Source organism: Enterobacter sp. BIDMC 27 (assembly GCF_000534415.1).
GTDB classification, from domain to species: domain Bacteria; phylum Pseudomonadota; class Gammaproteobacteria; order Enterobacterales; family Enterobacteriaceae; genus Enterobacter; species Enterobacter hormaechei_C.
In genome coordinates, this window is record NZ_KI973178.1 from 487,685 (window position 1) to 508,605 (window position 20,921).

Sequence of the window (20,921 nt, forward strand, 5' to 3'; positions counted from 1 at the left end):
GTGCTGACCGATCCCCGCTTTACGGCTGAAGTTGAAATCACCGTTCCGTTCCACGATGTCGATATGATGGGCGTGGTGTGGCACGGCAACTACTTCCGCTACTTTGAGATTGCCCGCGAAGCGCTGCTCAACCAGTTTGATTACGGCTATCGCCAGATGAAAGCGTCCGGCTACGTCTGGCCGGTGGTGGATACCCGGGTGAAATACCGCGACGCGGTGACCTTCGAGCAGCGCATTCGCGTCCGCGCCCACATTGAAGAGGTTGAAAACCGTCTGCGCATCGCCTATCAAATCTTCGACGCGCAAACCGGGAAACGCACCACCACCGGCTACACGATTCAAGTGGCGGTGGAAGAAGCAAGCCGGGAGATGTGCTTTGTCAGCCCGGCCATTCTGTTCGAACGCATGGGGATCGCGCCATGAAATGGATAACGCTACTCGCGCTGCTGGTAAGCCCGCTGGTGAACGCGATCACGCTGGATGAACTGCAACAGCGGTTTGCGGAGCAACCAGTGGTACGCGCACACTTCGAACAGACCCGCACGATCAAGGACATGCCTCAGCCCCTGCGCTCGCAGGGGGAGATGCTGATCGCCCGTGACAATGGCCTGCTGTGGGATCAAAAAGCGCCGTTCCCGATGACGCTGCTGCTGGATGACAAACGGATGGTGCAGATCGTCAACGGTCAGTCGCCGCAGACCATTACCGCCGACACTAACCCGCAGATGTTCCAGTTCAACCATCTGCTGCGGGCGCTGTTCCAGGCCGACCGCAAGGTGCTGGAAGAGAACTTCCGCGTCGATTTCAAAGACCTGGGCGAAGGCCGCTGGTCGCTGGTGCTGACGCCCGTCACCACGCCGCTGGACAAGATTTTCTCCACCCTTGATTTGAAGGGCGCGATCTATCTGGAATCCATTCGCCTGAACGATAAGCAGGGCGACACGACGGATATCGCCCTCTCCCGCCACCAACTGACGCCCGCCCGCCTGACCGATGCAGAACGCCAGCGCTTTGCCGCACCGTAACGCCCTGCGCCCGGCGCTGCTGTGGGCCGCGGTATGCCTGATCCTGCTGGGCGTGCTGCTGTCGCTGCTGCCCGGCGCGCGGCTGAACAGCAGCGTGCTCGCCATGCTGCCGAAACAGACGCTCGGCGCGATCCCTCCCGCTCTCAACGACGGATTTATGCAGCGCCTCGACCGCCAGCTCATCTGGCTGGTCAGCCCCGGCAAACAGCCGGACCCGCGCGTGGCGCAGCAGTGGTTAACCCTGCTGCAACGCAGCCAGGCGCTGAGTGTCGTAAAAGGTCCGCTGGACGCCGCCGGGCAACAGGCCTGGGGAGATTTCTTCTGGCAACACCGCAATGGCCTGGTCGATCCGGCCACCCGCGCCCGCCTGCAAAACGGCGGTCAAGCACAGGCCCAGTGGATCCTGTCCCAGCTCTACTCCGCCTTTTCCGGCGTGAGCGGCAAGGAGCTGCAAAACGATCCGCTGATGCTGATGCGCGGCGCGCAGCTCGCGCTGGCGAAAAACAGCCAAAAGATGCAGCTGATGGACGGCTGGCTGGTGACAAAAGATGCGGCCGGGAACTACTGGTATCTGCTGCACGGCGAGCTGGCGGGCTCATCGTTTGATATGCAGCAAACCCACCAGCTGGTGACCACCCTTAACGCGTTGCAGCAGACGCTGAAAAGCCAGTATCCACAGGCGCAGCTGCTCTCGCGCGGGACGGTGTTCTACAGCGATTACGCCAGCCAACAGGCTAAAAACGATATTTCCACGCTTGGCGTCGCCACGGTGCTCGGGGTGATCCTGCTGATTGTGTCGGTGTTTCGCTCCGTGCGTCCGCTGCTGCTGAGCCTGCTCTCCATTGCCATCGGCGCGCTGGCGGGGACGGTCGTGACGCTGCTGCTGTTCGGTGAACTGCACCTGATGACGCTGGTGATGAGCATGAGCATCATCGGCATCTCGGCGGACTATACGATTTACTACCTCACGGAGCGGATGGTGCACGGCGCGGAACACTCGCCCTGGCAAAGCCTGGCGAAAGTACGTAACGCGCTGCTGCTGGCGCTGCTGACCACCGTCGTGGCGTATCTCTTCATGATGCTGGCCCCCTTCCCCGGCATTCGTCAGATGGCGGTGTTCGCCGCCGCAGGGTTGAGCGCCTCGTGCCTGACGGTAATGTTCTGGCATCCGTGGTTATGTCGGGGCATGCCGGTCCGCCCGGTCCCCCTGAGAGGGATGATGCAGCGCTGGCTGAACGCCTGGCGCGACAGTAAACCCCTCTCTGTCGGGCTGCCGGTAGCGCTGGCGCTGCTCTCCGCCATCGGGATCGCCAGCCTGCGGGTGGATGACGATATCGCCCGGCTTCAGGCGCTGCCGCAGGACATTCTGGCGCAGGAAAAAACCATCACCGCCCTGACCGGGCAAAATGTCGATCAGAAGTGGTTCGTGGTGTACGGCGCGTCGGCTCAGGAAACGCTGGAGCGGCTGGAGGCGTTTACCCCGGCGCTGGCGCAGGCGCAAAAAGCCGGTGAATTAACCCGCTGGCGCACCCTGCCGCTGAACTCGCTGGCGCGGCAGAACAGCGATCTGCATCTTCTGCGTAACGCCGCGCCGACGGTGATGAAAATGCTGCAAAGCACGGAGCTGAAGACCAGTGAGCCGAACCTGAACGCCATGCCTGTCAGCGTGGAAGCGTGGCTCGCCAGCCCGGCCAGCGAAGGCTGGCGTTTGCTGTGGCTGACGCTGCCGGACGGCAAAAGCGGTGTGCTGGTCCCGGTCGATGGCGTCAGAAACAGCGCCGCGCTCGGTGAGCTGGCCGCCCGCCATCCCGGGGTCGTCTGGGTTGACCGTAAGGCCAGCTTCGACAGCCTGTTTGCGCTCTACCGCTCGCTGCTGACGGGGCTGCTGGTCGTGGCGCTGGCGGTGATTGCCTGCGGCGCGATGCTACGCCTCGGCTGGCGAAAAGGGCTGGTGGCGCTGGTGCCGTCCGTGCTGTCGCTGGGCGGCGGGCTGGCGGCGCTGGCCATGACGGGCCATCCGGTGAACCTGTTTTCCCTGCTGGCGCTGGTGCTGGTCCTCGGCATTGGCATTAACTACACGCTGTTTTTCAGCAACCCGCGCGGCACGCCGCTGACCTCCATGCTGGCGATTACCCTCGCAATGATGACTACTCTGCTGACGCTGGGGATGCTGGTGTTCAGCACCACTCAGGCCATCAGCAGCTTTGGCATTGTGCTGGTGAGCGGTATCTTCACCGCGTTCCTGCTCGCCCCGCAGGCGATGCCGTCTAACAAAGAGAACTTACCATGACCCGTTTCATTCGCCTGGCGGCAGTGATGATGGCCCTGTTGCTGGCGGGGTGTAGCCATACGACGAACCGCGATGACGCGCGCCCTCAGGCCTGGCTCCAGCCCGGCATCCGCGTCACGCTGCCCCCGCCGGGCATCACGCCTGCCATCCGCGTGCAGCAGTTGCTTACCGGCAGTTTTAAAGACCAGACCCAGTCGCTGCTGGTGATGCTGAACGCCGACGGAGATAAAGTGACGCTTGCCGGCCTCTCCTCCGTCGGGATCCGCCTGTTCCTCGCCACCTACGACGACACCGGGATCCACACCGAGCAGTCGGTTGTGATGCCACAGCTGCCGCCCGCCAGCCAGGTGCTGGCCGACGTGATGCTGAGCCACTGGCCGCTCAGCGCCTGGCAGCCGCAGTTGCCGAAAGGCTGGACGCTGAACGATACTGACACCAGACGCGAACTGCGCAACCCCGAGGGCAAACTGGTCACGGAAATTGTCTACCTGAACCGTAACGGCAGGCGCGAACCGATTAGCATTGTGCAGCACGCTTTTCACTACCACATCACCATTCAATATCTGGGTGACTGAGATGATTTACCTTTCTGCCGTTGGCATGGTCAACGCGCTCGGCAACTCGGCTGATGAAATAGCGGCGAACCTGATCGCTGGTGTGGCCCCCGGGATGCGCCAGCGTGCGGGCTGGCTACAGGGCTTACCCGAGGCCGTGCTGGGGGGCGTGGAGGGTGAACTTCCCCCTGTCCCCGAGTCTTTTTCTGCACATCGCAGCCGCAACAACCAGCTGCTGCTGGCGGCGCTGGCGCAAATCCGGCCCGCCGTCGATGCGGCCATTGCGCGCGTGGGGCGCGACCGCGTGGCGGTTGTTCTGGGCACCAGCACCTCCGGGCTGGACGAGGGTGATGAGTACGTGCGCCGCGCGCAGAACGGCGAGAGCAGCCCGCAGTGGCAATATCCGCAGCAGGAGCTGGGCGATCCGTCGCGCTTTCTCGCCCGCTGGCTTGCGCTGGACGGCCCGGCGTATACCATCTCAACCGCCTGCTCCTCCAGCGCGCGGGCGATCGTCAGCGGTCGTCGCCTGATTGACGCCGGGCTGGTGGACGTCGCCATCGTCGGCGGGGCCGACAGCCTGAGCCGCATGCCGGTCAACGGCTTCAACAGCCTGGAGTCCTTCTCCCCGACCCTGTGCGAACCGTTTGGCCGCCACCGTCGGGGGATCACCATTGGCGAAGCGGCGGCACTGATGGTGCTGACCCGCGAGCCGGGCGAGGTTGCGCTCCTGGGCGCGGGGGAATCCAGCGATGCGTACCATATTTCCGCCCCGCATCCGCAGGGCGAAGGGGCGATCCGCGCCATCAACCAGGCGCTGAACGAGGCGGGCATGACGGCGGCGGACGTCGGCTATATCAACCTGCACGGCACCGCTACGCCGCTGAACGATCGCATTGAGGCGCAGGTGATCCACGATCTCTTTGGCGACCGCGTGCCGTGCAGCTCCACGAAACATCTTACCGGCCACACGCTGGGCGCAGCGGGGATCACCGAGGCCGCCCTGAGCTGGCTGATCCTGACCCGAGACCTGCCGCTGCCGCCGCAGGATTTTTCCCGCTACGCGCCAGACGACACCCTGCCCGCCTTCGGCCTGCTGCACCAGAGCGCACCGCTGAATAAACCGGCGATCCTGTCAAACTCCTTTGCGTTTGGCGGCAACAACGCCAGCCTTCTGCTGGGGAGGGTATGATGCGCTACTTACCTCCCGGGGATTATCTTCCTCACGACACGCCGATGCTGCTGCTTGAGAGCGTGGAAAACGTCACCGATGACCGCGCCGTTTGCAGCGTGACGGTGAACGATCGGGGCGTTCTGGCTCCGTTCCTGGACGCGGACGGCAACCTGCCTGGCTGGTTTGCGCTGGAGCTGATGGCCCAGACCGTGGGCGTCTGGTCTGAATGGCACCGGATGCAAAAAGGGCTGCCGCACTGTGCGCTGGGCATGGTGCTGGGCGCGCGCGAGCTGGTGTGCGACGCAGGGCATTTTGCCGCAGGCAGCACGCTGATCATCACCATCGAACGTCTGATGCAGGATGAACGCTTTGGCAGCTTCGAGTGCACCATTCATGCGGATAGTGTCTCCCTCGCCACGGGCCGCGTGAACACCTTCCAGCCGAGCGAGGAAGAATTAACCACACTTTTCAACCAGGGAACACCATCATGAGATCCGTACTGGTCACCGGCGCCAGCAAAGGCATTGGCCGCGCTATCGCCCTTCAGCTTGCGGCGGACGGTTTCACCGTCGGCGTGCATTACCATCGTGATGAAGCGGGCGCGCAGGAGACGCTGGAAGCGATTGTCCAGGCAGGCGGCGCGGGCCGTTTACTCACCTTCGACGTGGGCAACCGCGAGCAGTGCCGCACGGTGCTGGAACAGGAGATCGCTGACCACGGCGCGTGGTATGGCGTGGTCAGTAACGCCGGTATTACCCGCGACGGCGCGTTTCCGGCGCTCAGCGAGGATGACTGGGACAGCGTGATCCACACCAATCTCGACAGTTTTTATAACGTCATTCATCCCTGCATTATGCCGATGATCGGCACCCGCAAGGGCGGGCGGATCATCACCCTGTCGTCGGTGTCAGGCATTATGGGCAACCGTGGGCAGGTGAACTACAGCGCGGCGAAAGCCGGGATCATCGGCGCCACCAAAGCGCTCGCCACCGAGCTGGCAAAACGCAAAATCACCGTCAACTGCATCGCGCCGGGGCTGATCGATACCGGCATGATCGAGATGGACGAAGCCGCGCTGCACGCGGCGATGTCGATGATCCCGATGCAGCGTATGGGCCAGGCCGAGGAGGTCGCCGGGCTGGCGAGTTACCTGATGTCGGATAAAGCAGGCTATGTGACGCGTCAGGTGATTTCGATTAACGGAGGCATGCTATGACCCGCCGGGTAGTGATTACGGGCATGGGCGGCGTCACCGCGTTCGGCGAGGACTGGCCGACCATCTCGCGCCGTCTGCGCGAGTATGAAAATGCGGTGCGTACCATGACGGAGTGGCAGGCGTATGACGGCCTGCAAACCATGCTCGCCGCGCCGATTGAAGATTTCACTCTCCCCGCTCACTATACCCGTAAGCGCATTCGCGCCATGGGCCGGGTGTCGCTGCTCTCTACCCGCGCCACCGAGCTGGCGCTGGAGCAGGCGGGACTGATCGACGACGCGGTGCTGACCAACGGTCAGACCGGCATCGCCTACGGCTCGTCGACCGGCAGCACCGGGCCGGTCAGCGAGTTTGCCTCTATGCTCACCGAAAAGCACACCCACAACATCACCGGCACCACCTACGTGCAGATGATGCCGCACACCACGGCGGTGAATACCGGGCTGTTCTTTGGCCTGCGCGGACGGGTGATCCCCACCTCGAGCGCCTGTACCTCTGGCAGCCAGGCGATTGGCTACGCCTGGGAAGCGATTCGTCACGGCTACCAGACGGTGATGGTGGCAGGCGGCGCGGAAGAGCTGTGCCCGTCGGAAGCGGCGGTTTTCGATACCCTGTTTGCCACAAGCCAGCGTAACGACGCGCCAAAAACCACGCCGTCGCCGTTTGACGTTCAGCGCGATGGCCTGGTGATTGGCGAAGGGGCGGGCACGCTGGTGCTGGAAGAGCTGGATCACGCCAGAGCGCGCGGGGCGACAATCTATGGCGAGATCGTGGGCTTTGCCACCAACTGCGATGCGGCGCACATCACCCAGCCCCAGCGTGAAACCATGCAGGTGTGTATGGCGCAGTCGCTGGCGATGGCGGGCCTTGGCCCTCAGGAGATTGGCTACATTTCTGCCCACGGCACGGCAACCGATCGCGGGGATATCGCCGAAAGTCAGGCGACCGCCGCCATTTTCGGCGACAGCGTGCCCATCTCTTCCTTAAAGAGTTATTTCGGCCATACCCTGGGTGCCTGCGGCGCGCTGGAAGCCTTGCTGAGTCTGCACATGATGCGGGAGGGCTGGTTCACGCCAACGCTCAATTTAAGACAACCGGATGAGCAATGCGGCGCTTTAGATTATATTATGGGGGAAACCCGCCCGATTGATTGCGAATTTATTCAGAGCAATAACTTTGCCTTTGGCGGCATCAATACCTCGATAATCATTAAACGCTGGGCGTAACTATGTACCAGTTTGTACTGGGAAAGATCTCCACCCTTAGCGCGGACCCGCTGGCGTCAACGCTCGCAGACATGGCACCTCAGGGTGCACGACACGCTTCCTGGCTTGCAGGCCGGACGCTGCTCGCCAGAACCTTATCCCCCTCACCGCTTCCCGAGATAATTTACGGCGAGCAGGGAAAACCGGCCTTCGCTAACGGCCATCCTCTGTGGTTTAACCTGAGCCACAGCGGGGACGACATTGCCCTGCTGATGAGCGATGAAGGTGAAGTGGGCTGCGATATCGAAGTGATCCGCCCGCGGGAAAACTGGCAGGCGCTGGCGAATGCCGTTTTCAGCCTCACCGAACATGACGAGCTGGAACGTGAAGCGCCGGAAGAGCAGCTTTCCGCATTCTGGCGCATCTGGACGCGCAAAGAGGCGATCGTCAAACAGCGTGGCGGCAGCGCGTGGCAGATTGTCAGTATTGACAGCACCGCCCAGACCCTCCCGGTCAGTCAGCTACGCTTCGGCTCGCTGAGCCTGGCGGTCTGTACCCCTACGCCTTTCACCTTAACGGCGGAAGCGGTTACTTACTCCGGTATTTCTGCGGCATAAAAATGACCAGCACGCCGAGTATAATCAAGCCGACGCCCGCCAGCCCGCGCCAGGAAAAGTATTCTCCCCAGCCGGGCAGTAAAATTGCAGCACTCCACACCAGGATGTAACTGAGGCTCAGCAAGGCATACGCTTTGCTGAGCGCCATACGATGCAATGCCAGATACCAGCAGCCCATTGAGGCGCAATAGCCTGTCAGCCCCAGCATCAGCGCGCCCGTACCGGGGGCTATATGCCAGAGGGCTGCCCAGAAAGCGTCGCTCATCGGGGGCAGCGTCACCATCGCATGACGCAGCAGCAGCTGCGCCACGCTGACTAACACTACGCTGCATAACGCCCAACACGCACCGTTCACAGGCTTCCTCCCAGCAAAATAACCCCGACGATAATCAACCCGACGCCCAGCCAGTGACGTAGCGGGACAGGCTCATGCCAGACGATTTTTGCCGCCAGCGTTACCCAGACAAAGTTAAGGCTCAGCATGGGGTACGCCACCCCGACGGGCAGATGCTGCAATACCACCAGCCAGGCAACCATCCCGCCACCCAGCATCAGCAGGGCCAGCCCAAGCCACAGGGCGACCTGCTGACCGCCGCCTGCCCGGGTCGCCTGTTTCTGGCACAGTTGACCTGCGCAGCTCAACAGGCTTGCCAGCACCAGCCAGATCCAGGCCATCACTGCGGCAGATATTGCAGGTAAGCCAGACGCCCCTGAATCGTCAGGTTGTCCGGTTTTGGCAGCCCGGCGCGGGCCAGGTCGTCGTTTTTCGACAGCAGGATCACCAGCGACACCGGTCCCTGCTGACGATGCGCTTCAAGCCAGTGCGCGATATCATCTTTGCTCACAAAACGCCCCTTAGCGTCCGGATAATCCAGGCCATATTTCAGCTCACCGCTCTGCCCATACAAAATGATGTCATTACGCTGAAGCTCCCACGCCAGCCCGGAGGCTATACCAACGTTGTTCGCCAGGACGAATTTACTCATCTGTAATGGCTCGCGAACGGAATCCACCAGCGACTGCGGCTGTTTAGAATCCACTACCCGGTCCGGGATCGCAAAACCCACCAGCAGGGCCAGTCCGGCAGGGCAAAGCGCCGCCAGCCACCAGCGCTGCGGATTTTTAAGGGTAAACCAGCCCACCGAGGCCCAGACCAGAAACGCCACCACGGCACAGAAGACTTTGTACAATTCGACCGGTGTCCAGACCGGATGTTTAGCAAGCCCCCATGGCGATACCACCAGCGCCGCCAGCATGCCAAGCACGCCAAACGCGATATTGATCCCACCGTTAATACGTAACGCTTTTTCGGCGACGGTGCAGGCGTAGCGCGCCATCAGGATCGCCAGCGGCGCAAAGCACGGCAGGATATAGGTCGGCAGCTTGCCTTTGGCGATGCTGAAGAACAGCAGCGGCATCACTATCCAGCCCAGCAGATAAAGCCCCGCCCTCTCGTTTTCTCTGTCTCGCCATCCCAGGCGCAGCGAGCCCGGCAGCATCGCCAGCCACGGCAGACTTCCCGCGATGAGGAACGGCAGATAGTACCAGAACGGCGCTTTATGCTGGGCATCGCTCCGGGCAAAGCGCTGGATATGCTCCACCCAGAAGAAGTAACGCCAGAAATCGGGTTCACGCTGAGCGATTGCCAGCCCCCAGGGCAGGACGATAAGTACGCAGCTGAGGATCGCCAGCCAGCCGAAAACCAGCACCTCCTTCCAGCGTCGTTGCGCAATCACCCACGGCAGCACGCCAATCACCGGTACCGCCAGCGCCAGGAAGCCTTTGGTCATGACGCCCATGCCGCAGGCCAGCCCCAGCAGAATGTAGCCCCCCGCTTTTCCGGCTATCGTTTTCGCCTGCGAAGCCAGCCAGAAGCTGCACATAGCCGCCACCAGCCAGAGGGTGATAATGGGATCCAGCACGGCGTAGGTGCCGATGCCATAGACCAGGAACAGGGTTAAGAAGATCAGGCCGGAGAAGATCGCCACCCGCTTATCCTGCCAGAGATGCCAGGCCAGCCAGATCACCAGCAGCGCCGTCAGCCCGGTGCAGAATATCGCCCCCGCGCGAACGGCAAAATTGGTGTGTCCAAATAGCCATTGCCCGATGCTGTTCACCCAGTAACCGGCAATGGGTTTTTCAAAGTAACGCAGCCCGAGGAAATGCGGGACGACCCAATCGCCGGAGGCCAGCATTTCGCGGCTGATTTCCGCATAGCGCGTTTCATCAGGCTGCCATAACAGGCGAAGGTTGACCGGAAGGAGGTAGTAAACGACAAACAGGGCGAGAAGCGTCAGGCCATAGCGGACTGTTTTCATAGTGCCGGGCTCACGGTTTGTTGATAGCCAAGCCAGCCTTCCCGGCCAGCCATTTCACGACGGACGATTTTTCCCAGGGGCAGCGTGCCAGGATCGTCCGGCAACAGCTGGCTTAACGGGCAGAACTGAATGCCCTCCTGCGCCGCCAGCGCAAGCAACGCGTCAAAATCCTGCTGATACGCAATGCCTTCCACTTCGGCATGGATGGTATAAACCGGCGTACCGGCATCGCGGTGCATCGCATCCAGAATGTAACGGTTAAACCTGTCGGCACTCACCTCGCGCCCGACCACTTCATCCCACGTCGGAAGAGTGACCGGAATCTGCACCGTGCCGGTTCGGTTTTCCCCCAGCAGCGGTAAAAACGGTCCGGTGCCCCGGCAATCGCTGTTGTAGCGAAAGGCAAAGTGTTCTTTGGCCTTCACCACGCGCTGGTCGGCCCGCCATCCCGCCACGGCGGAACAGCGCACAGGCTGGCCGGTAATGGCTTCCAGCTCCAGCACGCCGCGCTCAACCTCACGCGCCAGGCGGGGGATATCCCACACGCCCGCCCAGGCCTGCCAGGCATGGTGATCCCAGGCGTGCAGCCCCACTTCATGATGCTGCGCGGCCTTGCAGATGATCGCTTCATTTTCCGCGCCGATGCGCCTGCCGGGCCATGCGGTTCCGGCCAGCAGGATATCCCAGCCGTAGAGCGATGCAGCGCGCGAGCGCAGCATTTTGAACAGAAAGGCCGGTTTAACCAGGCGCCACAGGTGACGCCCCATGTTGTCTGGCCCGACGCTGAAGAAAATGCTGGCACGCACGTCGTGCTTGCTCAGCAACTCCAGCAGCCGCGGCACACCCTCGCGCGTGCCGCGAAAGGTGTCGACGTCAATGCGTAAACCGACCTTTTTCATGATGCCTGTTCCGACAGCTCCACGGTGCGCAGGAAGAAGTCGAGCGTTTCATCAATGGTCTGCTCCATCTTCACCGTCGGCGTCCAGTTCAGGCAGCGCTTCGCATTGCGGATGCTCGGCTTGCGGTGCTCAACGTCCTGATAACCCTTGCCGTAGTAGCTGCTGCTCTCCACTTCGCGGAAACCGGCAAACGGCGGGAACTGGCTGCGCAGCGGGTGACGTTCAAAGCTTGCCAGCAGCATTTCCGCCAGCTCGCGGATGCTCGCTTCGTTGTCCGGGTTACCGATGTTGATGATCTCTCCGTTACAGCGGCCGTCTTTGTTTTCGATGATGCGGAACAGCGCTTCAATACCGTCGCTGATATCGGTGAAGCAACGTTTCTGTTTGCCACCTTCAATCAGCTTAATGGGCGAACCTTCCACCAGGTTGAGGATCAGCTGGGTGATAGCGCGGGAGCTGCCGATACGCGCTGCGTTCAGGTTGTCCAGGCGCGGCCCCATCCAGTTAAACGGGCGGAACAGGGTAAAGCGTAGCCCCTCTTTCTCACCGTATGCCCAGATCACGCGGTCCAGCAGCTGTTTGGAGACGGAGTAGATCCAGCGCTGCTTGTTAATCGGCCCGACCACCAGACTGGAGGTGTCTTCATCGAAGTTATTGTCGGTACACATGCCGTACACTTCCGACGTCGACGGGAAGATGATGCGCTTATCGTATTTCACGCAGTCGCGGATAATCTTCAGGTTCTCTTCGAAATCGAGTTCGAACACGCGCAGCGGGTTACGGGTGTATTCAATCGGGGTGGCAATCGCCACCAGCGGCAGCACCACGTCACATTTTTTGATGTGGTACTCGATCCATTCGGAATGGATGCTGATGTCCCCTTCAACGAAGTGGAAACGGGGATTAGTGAGGAATCGACCGATCGCATCGGATCCGATATCGAGACCGTAGATCTCGTAATTGTCGTCTTCCAGCAGCCGTTCGGTCAGATGGTTACCGATAAACCCGTTCACGCCGAGGATTAAGACGCGCGTGCGGCGTTTGATCGCCACCACCGGCGCGCTGGTGATCAGCGCCCCCGCCACCAGCCCAAGAGACTGCGCCAGCTGCGCCCCCTGCACGTACAGCCCGTTATCCGTTTGTCCGGTGACGATCTCCAGCGCCTGCTCGCCGCAGCTCACAATCAGCGGAGAGACGGAGATGACGGTGCCCGGTTTTGCCGCCGGAATGTCCTCACGCACGCGGGATTTCCAGACGATAAATTTACTGACCCCGGCGAAGCTGTACGCGCCCGGCCACGGGTCGGTCACGGCGCGCACCAGGTTATGCAGCTGACGCGCCGGTTTCGCCCAGTCCAGTCGCCCGTCCTCCGGCGTGCGGCGACCAAAACTGCTTGCCTTGCTTTCGTCCTGCGCGGTTTCGGTAAAAGTCCCCTGACGGATCGTCGGCAGCGCGTCGCGAAGCAGGCTTTGCGCGGCGATGCAGAGCTTGTGGTGCAGCTCCAGCGCCGTTTCATCAGCGCCAATGCCCACTTTCAGCTGTGCCACGATACCGCCCGCATCGGCACGGCGTACCATTTTGTGCAGCGTTACGCCGGTTTCCGTTTCACCGTTAACCAGCGCCCAGTTCAGCGGCGCACGGCCACGGTAGGCAGGCAGCAGCGAGCCGTGCAGGTTAAATGCGCCTTTTGTCGCCACGCTCAGGATGTCGTCGCAAAGCAGATTGCGGTAGTAGAAAGAGAAAATCACGTCCGGCGCGAGTTTCTGAATGCGATCCACCCACAGCGGATGGTTCACATCGTCCGGGGCGTAAACCGGAATACCGTGTTCAGCCGCAATACGCGCCACCGAGCCGAAGAAGTGGTTTTCCCCGGCAACATCCGGATGGGTGAAGATGGCGGTAATGTCGAAGCCTGCGTCCAGCAAGGCTTGCGTGCCCGTGCAACCCATATCGTGATAGGCAAAGACGACGGTTTTCATGGGTGGTTTTCCTCTTGAGATGCCAGGTGCTCCTGACGGACAACACGTTGAATAAAATAGCGCGGACGCGCGCGAACATCGTTGTAAATACGGCCAATGTACTCACCCAGCAGACCCATACCGATGAACTGGGCGCCAATGAACGTGAACAGCACGGCAAACAGCATAAAGACCCCTTCCGCCGCCCACTGGGGACCAAAGACCAGCCGCAGAACGACCAGCAGAACGGAAAGCGCAAACCCGGCCAGCGCGATAACGCTGCCGAACACGCTCAACAGGCGCAGTGGCGTGGTGGTCAGGCAGGTGATCAGGTCGTACATCAGGTTGATGAGACGCATGAAGCTGTATTTTGACTCCCCGTGCTCGCGCTCGGCGTGCAGCACCGGGATCTCCGTCGCTTTACGGGCAAAGGTGTTCGCCAGAATCGGAATGAAGGTGCTGCGCTCGTGGCAGTGCAGCATGGCGTCGACGATGTGGCGGCGATAGGCGCGCAGCATGCAGCCGTAGTCGCCCATCGCTTTACCGGTGGTGCGCTGGATCAGACGGTTGATGGTGCGAGACGCCAGCTTACGGAACAGGCTGTCCTGGCGGTTTTGCCGCACGGTGCCGACCACGTCGTAGCCTTCGTCGGCTTTGGCGACCAGACGCGGGATCTCTTCCGGCGGGTTTTGCAGATCAGCATCCAGGGTAATCACCAGATCGCCCGTCACGTGGCTGAAACCGGCCATGATTGCCGAGTGCTGGCCGTAGTTACGGTTGAGCAGTACGGCAACAATGTGGCTGCCCTCCGCCTGCGCGGCGTCGGTCAGCATCCGCGCGGAATCGTCGCTGCTGCCGTCGTCCACCAGCAGAATTTCATAAGCTTTGCCGAGCGTCTCGCAGGCGGCAGTCGTGCGGCGGATCAGTTCCGGCAGGCTCTCCTGCTCGTTATAGACCGGGATCACCACGGAAACTTTTTGTACAGGCGGCGCACTGAACATATCAATGTCCTGCAAGCTGATGGAGCGCGGTAATGACGCGGGTTGTGTCGTCATGGGTCATGTCCGGGAAAAGAGGGAGAGAACAAATACGCGCGCTGTTCCATTCGGTGTTCGGCAGCGACACATCAGGGAAACGCTCGCGGTAGTATTTTTGCGTATGTGCCGCACGGAAATGCAGGCCCGTACCGATGCCCTGCTCCTTCAGCGCGGCCATCAGGGCATCGCGCGAGAGGCCGCACCGGGCCTCATCCACGCGAATTATAAACAGGTGCCAGGCGTGCAGATGCGGCCATGACGGAATGCACAGCGGCTGGAAAGGGGTATCCGAGAGTTCAAGCAGGTAGCGGTCGGCAATGTCGCGACGGCGCCTGTTGGCTTCGCCCAGCTTGCCGAGCTGCACCAGCGCCAGCGCGGCGTTGATATCCGCGAGGTTGTATTTAAAACCCGGGGTGATGACCTCGGCCTGCGGCGCGCGGCCATGGGTCTGGCGGTCATAGGCATCAACGCCCAGACCGTGGAACTTCAGGCTACGGATGTTTTGCGCCAGCTGCTCGTCATCCGTCACCACCAGCCCACCTTCGGCGCAGGTCATGTTTTTGATGGCGTGGAAGGAGAATATTGCGGTGCCCCGCCAGCCTACATGACGGCTGTGGTAGTACGTTCCGGCGGCATGGGCCGCGTCTTCAATGACAGGAATACCGTGACGTTCACCGACGGCGCGGATGGCGTCAATATCGCACGGCGCGCCCGCATAATGAACCGGCACAATGGCTTTGGTGCGAGGCGTAACGGCGGCGTCGACCGCTTCAGGCGTCACCATCAGCGTGTCTCTGTCGACGTCGATCATCACCGGTATGGCACCCAGCAGCACGATCATATTCAGCGTCGATACCCAGGTCAGGGAGGGCGTAATCACCTCATCGCCGGGACCAATCCCCATCGCCATCAGGGTGACGTGCATCCCCGCCGTGGCAGAGGAGACGGCAATCGCATGACGGTTTCCCGTCAGCGTACAGAACGCCTCTTCAAGCATCTGATTTTTCGGCCCGGTGGTGATCCAGCCGGAGGTTACTACCTCCTGGACCGCGGCGATTTCCTCCGCGCCCATTGAGGGCCGGGAAAAAGGCAAAAAATCACGCATTATTAATTTCCTTGAGTTATGCATGGCAACTTTTTGATATTAACCAAATGCCGATGCGTTTATTTCAACGAACCATAAACTCATCTCAAGGTAACGTTCATTTCTTAGGGAAAAATTAAGATGGTGATAAAAAGGAGGAATGAATTGATATAAATTTATTATTAAACAATAGGTTAAGTAATTATGAATTATTTATTATGTGATTCCGCTCACCGTATTAAAGTCAATTATCTAAACCAAACATCAACAAATAAAAAAAATCCCCGACCATTTCCAATAAATATGAAATGAGTCGGGAACTTTTCTTTTTAGTTAATTGTCGCGCTTATTTTAAATTATCAGGAAAGTTTTTTGGCAACTCGCTGGCCGCGCACGCAATAACGCTGTCGTCATTCGCACCGCAGTCGCGCACGAAGGTGATGGTGGCAAATTCATCAATCACTTCGGTTGGATACGCTGGCCCGGCATCACGGTAGCTATTCATCAGTGGAATGTGATCGTTCTGGAAGCAGACGGTTTTTTCCGGATTATTCATGACCCAGCGCGGGAAGAAGATGGTGCCGTGGAACAGGCTGTCTCCCAGGTTCACGATCAGGCTCACGTCGGTACCGGTTGGCTCCGTCCAGGAAATTTTATAGATGCTCTCCCCAACACGGACAATGTAGGCCTGCTGATCTTTCACCCAACGGTTGCCCACCAGACCACTGTGAATACGGTAGTCCAGGGTGTTTTCGTTTTTAACGTAAATTTCGTAGTTCCAGCCATTATCGTAGGTATATACCAGATGTTTACCGACGAAGCCGCTTAAATCATGTTTATCGAAGGTGCTCATAAGATGTCTCCTTTGTTTTGATGAGACGATCGTACCCCTTCAAAAAATGAATGAATAACGCTATGTTTGAATCAAATTCATCCAAAATTTAGATTAATTATGCACAAGACGACGCTCGAACAATGGGCCTTGCTGGAGAGAGTCATCGAGGCGGGCAGCTTCGCTAAGGCGGCGGAAGAGACCCACCGCAGCCAGTCCTCGGTCAGCTATAACCTGTCGCTTTTGCAGGAACGGCTGGGCGTGGCGCTCCTGATGACAGAGGGACGGCGTGCCGTGCTGACACCGGCGGGTGAGCTGTTGCTGAATCAGGTTAAACCGCTGCTGAAAGCCTTCGCCTATGTTGAAACGCGCGCTGCGACCCTGCGCAGCGGGATGCGAACCCGTATCGACCTGATGGTAGACAGTATTTTTCCGCGCAGCCGGCTGTTCGCGATTTTGCGCCAGTTTCAGCAGCTGTACCCGCAAACGCAGGTGCGGCTTACCGAGGTGCTGGAAAACAGCCGCGCGGATGCGCTCAATGATGAAGCCGACGTGATGGTCTTAACCCGCCGCCAGGACATTACCGGCCTGGGGGAATGGCTGATGAATATCGATTTTGTTGCCGTCGCGCATCACGCTCACCCGCTGTTTGCGCTGGATACACCGCTTAACGACGAGATGCTACGACCGTGGCCGCGCATTCAGATCGCAGACAGCCAGCCCACCGCTCACTCTACCGGGGAGTCGTGGACCTTCTCCACCATCGATGCCGCGATCGAAGCGGTGATGTATCAGGTTGGATACGGCTGGTTACCGGAAGAACGCATTCAGACCCCGCTCCAGCAGGGCATCCTTAAAACGCTGCCGCTCAGCCACGGCGTACGTCGCGCCACGCCGCTGCACCTCATCGTCAAACGCTCCCTCAGCCCGCTGGACGAGCAGGTTGAGACGCTGTTGCGCCTTTTTAAACAGGAGCCGTCATCGTCAACTGCTACGCTTTAAGTTTTGAACCATAAGATGACAAGGAGCGAATGATGAAAATTGATTTAACGGGGAAAGTAGCGCTGGTGACCGCGTCCACCGGCGGTATTGGGTTTGCCATCGCCCGCGGGCTGGCGGAGAGCGGTGCGGAAGTGATCGTGAACGGGCGCAGCGTCGACTCGGTGAACAAAGGCATTCAGGCGCTACAGCAGGTGGTGCCTGGCGTACAGGTCCGTGCCGCCATCGCCGATCTGAGCTCGCAGGAGGGCGTTGACGAACTGCTCAGGGTCGCCTCGCACGTCGATATTCTGGTGAATAACGCCGGGATCTATGGCCAGCAGGATTTTTATTCCACCGACGACGAGACCTGGGAACGCTACTGGCAGACCAACGTGATGTCCGGCGTGCGCCTCTCTCGTGCCCTGCTGCCCGGCATGGTACAAAAGGGCTGGGGTCGGGTAGTGTTTATCTCGTCGGAATCGGCATGCAATATTCCTGCGGATATGATCCACTATGGCGTGACAAAAACCGCCCAGCTCTCGCTGGCGCGCGGTCTGGCGAAGTTCGTGGCAGGCAGTGGCGTGACGGTGAACAGCGTGCTGCCGGGCCCGACAATGTCGGACGGTTTTGCCGCGATGATGAAAGACGAGATCGAAAGAACCGGTAAATCGCTGGAACAGCTGGCGAAAGAGTTCGTGATGGCGAATCGCCCCAGCTCGGTGATCCAGCGCGCCGCCACGGTGGAAGAAGTGGCAAATATGGTGGTATATGTCTGTTCCATGCAGGCCTCCGCGACTTCCGGCGCGGCGCTGCGCGTTGACGGCGGCGTGGTGGATGACATTGTTTGACCCGTCAGGCCACAGGTTCAGGAAAAAATGCGACCTGATATAAGGACTGTGAAGGTAAAGCAGGTAAACTAGTGAACAGAATGTGTATTTCAGCTAAGACGTATTTATGACCAATATGATTGCCGACGAAGCCGTGGCGAAGTCCAGCGTGCTCTCTGTCTTTGACTTTGATGGTACGTTGACGCACCACGACAGTTTTATCCCGTTCCTGCGCTTTGCCTTTGGCAAGCGCTACTTTGCTGGCCGACTGGTGCGCATGGCCCTGCCTACGCTGCACTGTGTGCGCCGCAAGCTGACGCGAGATGAGCTGAAAGAGGTGTTGATCAAAACCTTCCTGACGGGGGTGGATGAGCACTGGTTACGTCAGCAGGCGGAAGCCTTCTGTGAAAAATACTGGAACAAGCTGATGCGCCCGGAAGGTGTGCTGGCCGTCGCCAACGAGGTCAATTCCGGTGCGGAAGTGACGATTTGCTCTGCTTCCCCGGCGCTGGTATTGCAGCCGTGGGCCGATAAGCTCGGCATTAAGCTGATTGGCACGCAGCTGGAAGTGAAAGACGGCAAGCTGACCGGGCGGATCACCGGCCACAACTGCCGTTGTGCCCAGAAGGTGGCGAGGCTGGAGAAGGTGTATGGGGATTTGAACGCGTATCACCTGCGCGCCTGGGGCGACACGCGTGGCGACCACGAGTTGCTGGCGGCGGCGCAGGATCCGCACTGGCGGCATTTTCATCATCCGAGCAAGCGCCGAAATTCACCAATTAAGGGTTAGGTGCGGCCCGGTGCCCTCACCCCGGCCCTCTCCCACAGGGAGAGGGAGAAAAGCGGTACATCAGGCCTCACGTTTTCCCGGGAACATCACGCTCGCAATAATCCCCAGCGCCAGTACCCCCAGCACCACAAACAGGCTTGCCGTGGCGCCGATGTTATAACCGTGATGCCAGAAGTGGTCGGTCGCATTCAGCCCCAGCTTGAACGCCACGAAGAACAGCAGTAACACTACCGCTTTCTCCAGATGCACCAGATACTGCTTCAGCGCTTCCAGCACGAAGTAGAGGGTACGCAGGCCGAGGATCGCGAACATCATGGCGCTGTAGATGATCAGCGGCTCACGGCTGACGGCAATGATTGCGGGTACGGAATCGAAGGCGAACATCACGTCGGACAGCTCCACCACCGCGACGCAGAGCAGCAGCGGCGTCGCGTAGCGCTTCGCCTTCTTCACGCGGCCTACCATCACATCCTTGTTTTCAGGTTTCTCCAGTTCGGCATCCACCTCTTTCTGGGTCAGGATAAACGCATGGCTGCTGATTTTTGGCCACACCGGGTAGAAGCGTTTCACCAGGCGGTACGCCAGATGGTTGGAGTAATCTTCTACTTCATCGCTCTCTTCATTGCGTTTCAGCATCATCACCGCCGTCCAGCCGACGACCAGCGCAAAAATGACCTCAACATACGGTCCCAGGCTCAGCAGGCTGGTGCCAATGGCAACAAAAATACCACGGAACACAATCGCCCCGAGCACGCCCCAGTAGAGCACGCGGTGACGATATCTATCCGGCACGCCAAACCAGGCGAAGATCGCCATCATCACAAACAGGTTGTCGACGGAGAGCACCTCTTCCAGCGCATAGCCGGTCAGGAACAGACTGGCCATCTCCGCGCCGTGGTGCACGTATAAGAATCCGGCGAAGGCCATCGCCATCATGACCCAGAAGATGGACCACATGACCGCGCTTTTCAGCGAGATCGGTTTATCGTGACGGTGCATGAAGAGGTCGATAAACATCGCCCCAACGGCCATCACCACGAAGACAACAACGGTTTCCGTCGGGAAACCGAGATGAGCAGCAGACATAGACAACCCTTTTAAGAAGACAAAACACCATGCACACAATAAAAAGCGTGGACCCGATAAGGACGCAGCACGCTAAAAAAATAAATATTAACCGTTCTTTTCAGCTGTGTAGAGACATTAAAGTTGTATCCTTTAACCTGAAAAAGACTTTAAAGTTGTAAAGTTTTAAAAAAAACACATACAAAACATGATGCTAAGTGTGTATCACACGCTGTTCCAACATTATGCCTTGATGTTCTTGCAGGAACTGCAATTTACAGGAGGAAAAAGGTGTTTTTGTAGTTATCTGGCGTTACGTGACAGTGTTGGTCAGATACTTCCACCTCTTCAGAGTTAAAGTTTGATATATGGGAAAAAAAAACGCTCCCGGACGGGAGCGTAAGCCAGTGACTTCGGCGTCAAATGAGGGTCTAACAAGTGGAGCTGCGGGTTAATTCTGGGTGATCTGACTGCGATGCTTATCAGCCTGCTGCTGGTGAACAACGGAAGACTGACCATTATTCGCCTTCTCATGTACAGCTGCGGCCTTCTCATGCTCGCTCATTTCAGAAAATGACTTTGCTGTTTCGTTGGTAGCTCCGGGTTTAGCTTTCATCATTTTTTTATGCATTTCAGCCATGTCCTGGTGGGCAGCAGAATTGCTGTTTTGCATCATGTCATGGGACATTGCGGCCTGATCGTGACTGCTCATATCCATCATTGTCATGCTGTCTCCCTGAATTGCACTTTTTTCAGCAGATGACTGCATCTGGTGGGCAGGTGCCTGTGCATTATTTACCTGGTCATGCATGTTCATTGTCTCTGCAGCCATGGCAGATGAAGCGGCAGCCATAATGGCAACAAATGATACGAGAATCTTTTTCATGGTTGGGTCTCCGGTGTTTACATACCCAAACAATCAATGGCTTATAACAGAGAAAGCAGTTGATCTCAGGGCGGGTTAATCATCACTCCAGGAACCAGGTGATTGTGTTATCACGCTGCTCCTGATTTATGAATAATTATAAAAAACCGCCTCTGTTTATCGCGTG

At 59.1% G+C, this 20,921-nt stretch carries 22 protein-coding genes; 12 read left to right on the forward strand and 10 right to left on the reverse strand.

Going from position 1 to position 20,921, the window contains the following annotated elements; translation table 11 throughout:
- Genes L463_RS20040 through acpT form a run of 9 tightly spaced genes read left to right on the forward strand, consistent with a single transcriptional unit; the run spans window position 1 to window position 8,078 of the window.
- On the forward strand, window positions 1-423 hold the full coding sequence (locus tag L463_RS20040) for an acyl-CoA thioesterase (RefSeq protein ID WP_006812302.1): 423 nt from the start codon (window positions 1-3) through the stop codon (window positions 421-423).
- Window positions 420-1,025 (forward strand): outer membrane lipoprotein carrier protein LolA, encoded by a 606-nt coding sequence (locus L463_RS20035; protein WP_015571489.1) that lies wholly within the window; start codon window positions 420-422, stop codon window positions 1,023-1,025. The genes L463_RS20040 and L463_RS20035 overlap by 4 nt, the downstream gene beginning before the upstream one ends.
- Window positions 994-3,315: an MMPL family transporter gene (locus L463_RS20030; RefSeq protein WP_032104192.1), complete on the forward strand. Its 2,322-nt coding sequence runs from the start codon at window positions 994-996 to the stop codon at window positions 3,313-3,315. The genes L463_RS20035 and L463_RS20030 overlap by 32 nt, the downstream gene beginning before the upstream one ends.
- Window positions 3,312-3,890, forward strand: a complete 579-nt coding sequence (locus L463_RS20025; protein ID WP_032104191.1) for a DUF3261 domain-containing protein — start codon at window positions 3,312-3,314, stop codon at window positions 3,888-3,890. Before L463_RS20030 ends, L463_RS20025 begins: the two co-directional genes overlap by 4 nt.
- A gap of 1 nt (window position 3,891) precedes the next feature.
- Window positions 3,892-5,058, forward strand: coding sequence for a beta-ketoacyl-[acyl-carrier-protein] synthase family protein (locus tag L463_RS20020; RefSeq protein ID WP_017384110.1), 1,167 nt, complete (start codon window positions 3,892-3,894; stop codon window positions 5,056-5,058).
- Entirely contained in the window at window positions 5,055-5,531 is a 477-nt protein-coding gene (locus L463_RS20015; protein ID WP_100160639.1) for a hotdog family protein, read from the forward strand. The genes L463_RS20020 and L463_RS20015 overlap by 4 nt, the downstream gene beginning before the upstream one ends.
- Complete coding sequence (locus L463_RS20010; RefSeq protein WP_032104190.1) at window positions 5,525-6,256, forward strand: 3-ketoacyl-ACP reductase FabG2; 732 nt, start codon at window positions 5,525-5,527, stop codon at window positions 6,254-6,256. The genes L463_RS20015 and L463_RS20010 overlap by 7 nt, the downstream gene beginning before the upstream one ends.
- The gene (locus L463_RS20005; protein ID WP_032104189.1) at window positions 6,253-7,482 is read left to right on the forward strand and encodes a beta-ketoacyl-ACP synthase; all 1,230 of its coding nucleotides are present in this window, start codon (window positions 6,253-6,255) and stop codon (window positions 7,480-7,482) included. Before L463_RS20010 ends, L463_RS20005 begins: the two co-directional genes overlap by 4 nt.
- Window positions 7,483-7,484: 2 nt before the next feature.
- On the forward strand, window positions 7,485-8,078 hold the full coding sequence (acpT, locus tag L463_RS20000) for a 4'-phosphopantetheinyl transferase AcpT (RefSeq protein ID WP_015571496.1): 594 nt from the start codon (window positions 7,485-7,487) through the stop codon (window positions 8,076-8,078).
- On the opposite strand, the gene arnF is transcribed toward acpT, so the two are convergent.
- From arnF to L463_RS19960, 8 genes are all read right to left on the reverse strand, one after another.
- Window positions 8,050-8,433: a 4-amino-4-deoxy-L-arabinose-phosphoundecaprenol flippase subunit ArnF gene (gene arnF, locus L463_RS19995; protein WP_017693827.1), complete on the reverse strand. Its 384-nt coding sequence runs from the start codon at window positions 8,431-8,433 to the stop codon at window positions 8,050-8,052. The genes acpT and arnF overlap by 29 nt on opposite strands.
- Window positions 8,430-8,753, reverse strand: a complete 324-nt coding sequence (arnE, locus tag L463_RS19990) for a 4-amino-4-deoxy-L-arabinose-phosphoundecaprenol flippase subunit ArnE (protein WP_015571497.1) — start codon at window positions 8,751-8,753, stop codon at window positions 8,430-8,432. Before arnE ends, arnF begins: the two co-directional genes overlap by 4 nt.
- Window positions 8,753-10,396 carry a lipid IV(A) 4-amino-4-deoxy-L-arabinosyltransferase gene (arnT, locus tag L463_RS19985; RefSeq protein ID WP_032673073.1) on the reverse strand — a complete coding sequence of 548 codons (1,644 nt, stop codon included), beginning with the start codon at window positions 10,394-10,396 and terminating at the stop codon, window positions 8,753-8,755. The genes arnE and arnT overlap by 1 nt, the downstream gene beginning before the upstream one ends.
- Window positions 10,393-11,295, reverse strand: a complete 903-nt coding sequence (gene arnD, locus L463_RS19980; protein WP_032104187.1) for a 4-deoxy-4-formamido-L-arabinose-phosphoundecaprenol deformylase — start codon at window positions 11,293-11,295, stop codon at window positions 10,393-10,395. The genes arnT and arnD overlap by 4 nt, the downstream gene beginning before the upstream one ends.
- Window positions 11,292-13,274: a bifunctional UDP-4-amino-4-deoxy-L-arabinose formyltransferase/UDP-glucuronic acid oxidase ArnA gene (gene arnA / locus L463_RS19975; RefSeq protein WP_015571500.1), complete on the reverse strand. Its 1,983-nt coding sequence runs from the start codon at window positions 13,272-13,274 to the stop codon at window positions 11,292-11,294. The genes arnD and arnA overlap by 4 nt, the downstream gene beginning before the upstream one ends.
- The gene (arnC, locus tag L463_RS19970; RefSeq protein ID WP_017693824.1) at window positions 13,271-14,254 is read right to left on the reverse strand and encodes an undecaprenyl-phosphate 4-deoxy-4-formamido-L-arabinose transferase; all 984 of its coding nucleotides are present in this window, start codon (window positions 14,252-14,254) and stop codon (window positions 13,271-13,273) included. The genes arnA and arnC overlap by 4 nt, the downstream gene beginning before the upstream one ends.
- Window position 14,255: 1 nt before the next feature.
- Window positions 14,256-15,395, reverse strand: a complete 1,140-nt coding sequence (gene arnB, locus L463_RS19965) for a UDP-4-amino-4-deoxy-L-arabinose aminotransferase (protein ID WP_032104186.1) — start codon at window positions 15,393-15,395, stop codon at window positions 14,256-14,258.
- A 325-nt stretch (window positions 15,396-15,720) separates the two neighbouring features.
- On the reverse strand, window positions 15,721-16,227 hold the full coding sequence (locus L463_RS19960) for a phenolic acid decarboxylase (RefSeq protein WP_017384099.1): 507 nt from the start codon (window positions 16,225-16,227) through the stop codon (window positions 15,721-15,723).
- Window positions 16,228-16,326: 99 nt separating this feature from the next.
- Between L463_RS19960 and L463_RS19955 the strand changes: the two genes are divergently transcribed.
- The 3 genes from L463_RS19955 (at window position 16,327) to L463_RS19945 (ending at window position 18,804) form a co-directional block, all read left to right on the forward strand.
- Window positions 16,327-17,208 (forward strand): LysR family transcriptional regulator, encoded by an 882-nt coding sequence (locus L463_RS19955; RefSeq protein ID WP_023304577.1) that lies wholly within the window; start codon window positions 16,327-16,329, stop codon window positions 17,206-17,208.
- Window positions 17,209-17,240: 32 nt separating this feature from the next.
- The gene (locus L463_RS19950) at window positions 17,241-18,035 is read left to right on the forward strand and encodes an SDR family NAD(P)-dependent oxidoreductase (protein ID WP_017384097.1); all 795 of its coding nucleotides are present in this window, start codon (window positions 17,241-17,243) and stop codon (window positions 18,033-18,035) included.
- Between the two features lie 106 nt (window positions 18,036-18,141).
- On the forward strand, window positions 18,142-18,804 hold the full coding sequence (locus L463_RS19945) for an HAD family hydrolase (protein ID WP_003861228.1): 663 nt from the start codon (window positions 18,142-18,144) through the stop codon (window positions 18,802-18,804).
- Between the two features lie 60 nt (window positions 18,805-18,864).
- On the opposite strand, the gene L463_RS19940 is transcribed toward L463_RS19945, so the two are convergent.
- Complete coding sequence (locus L463_RS19940; protein WP_015571505.1) at window positions 18,865-19,890, reverse strand: TerC/Alx family metal homeostasis membrane protein; 1,026 nt, start codon at window positions 19,888-19,890, stop codon at window positions 18,865-18,867.
- Between the two features lie 430 nt (window positions 19,891-20,320).
- Complete coding sequence (pcoE, locus tag L463_RS19935) at window positions 20,321-20,755, reverse strand: copper resistance system metallochaperone PcoE (protein ID WP_000723069.1); 435 nt, start codon at window positions 20,753-20,755, stop codon at window positions 20,321-20,323.
- Between the last annotated feature and the right edge of the window lie 166 nt (window positions 20,756-20,921).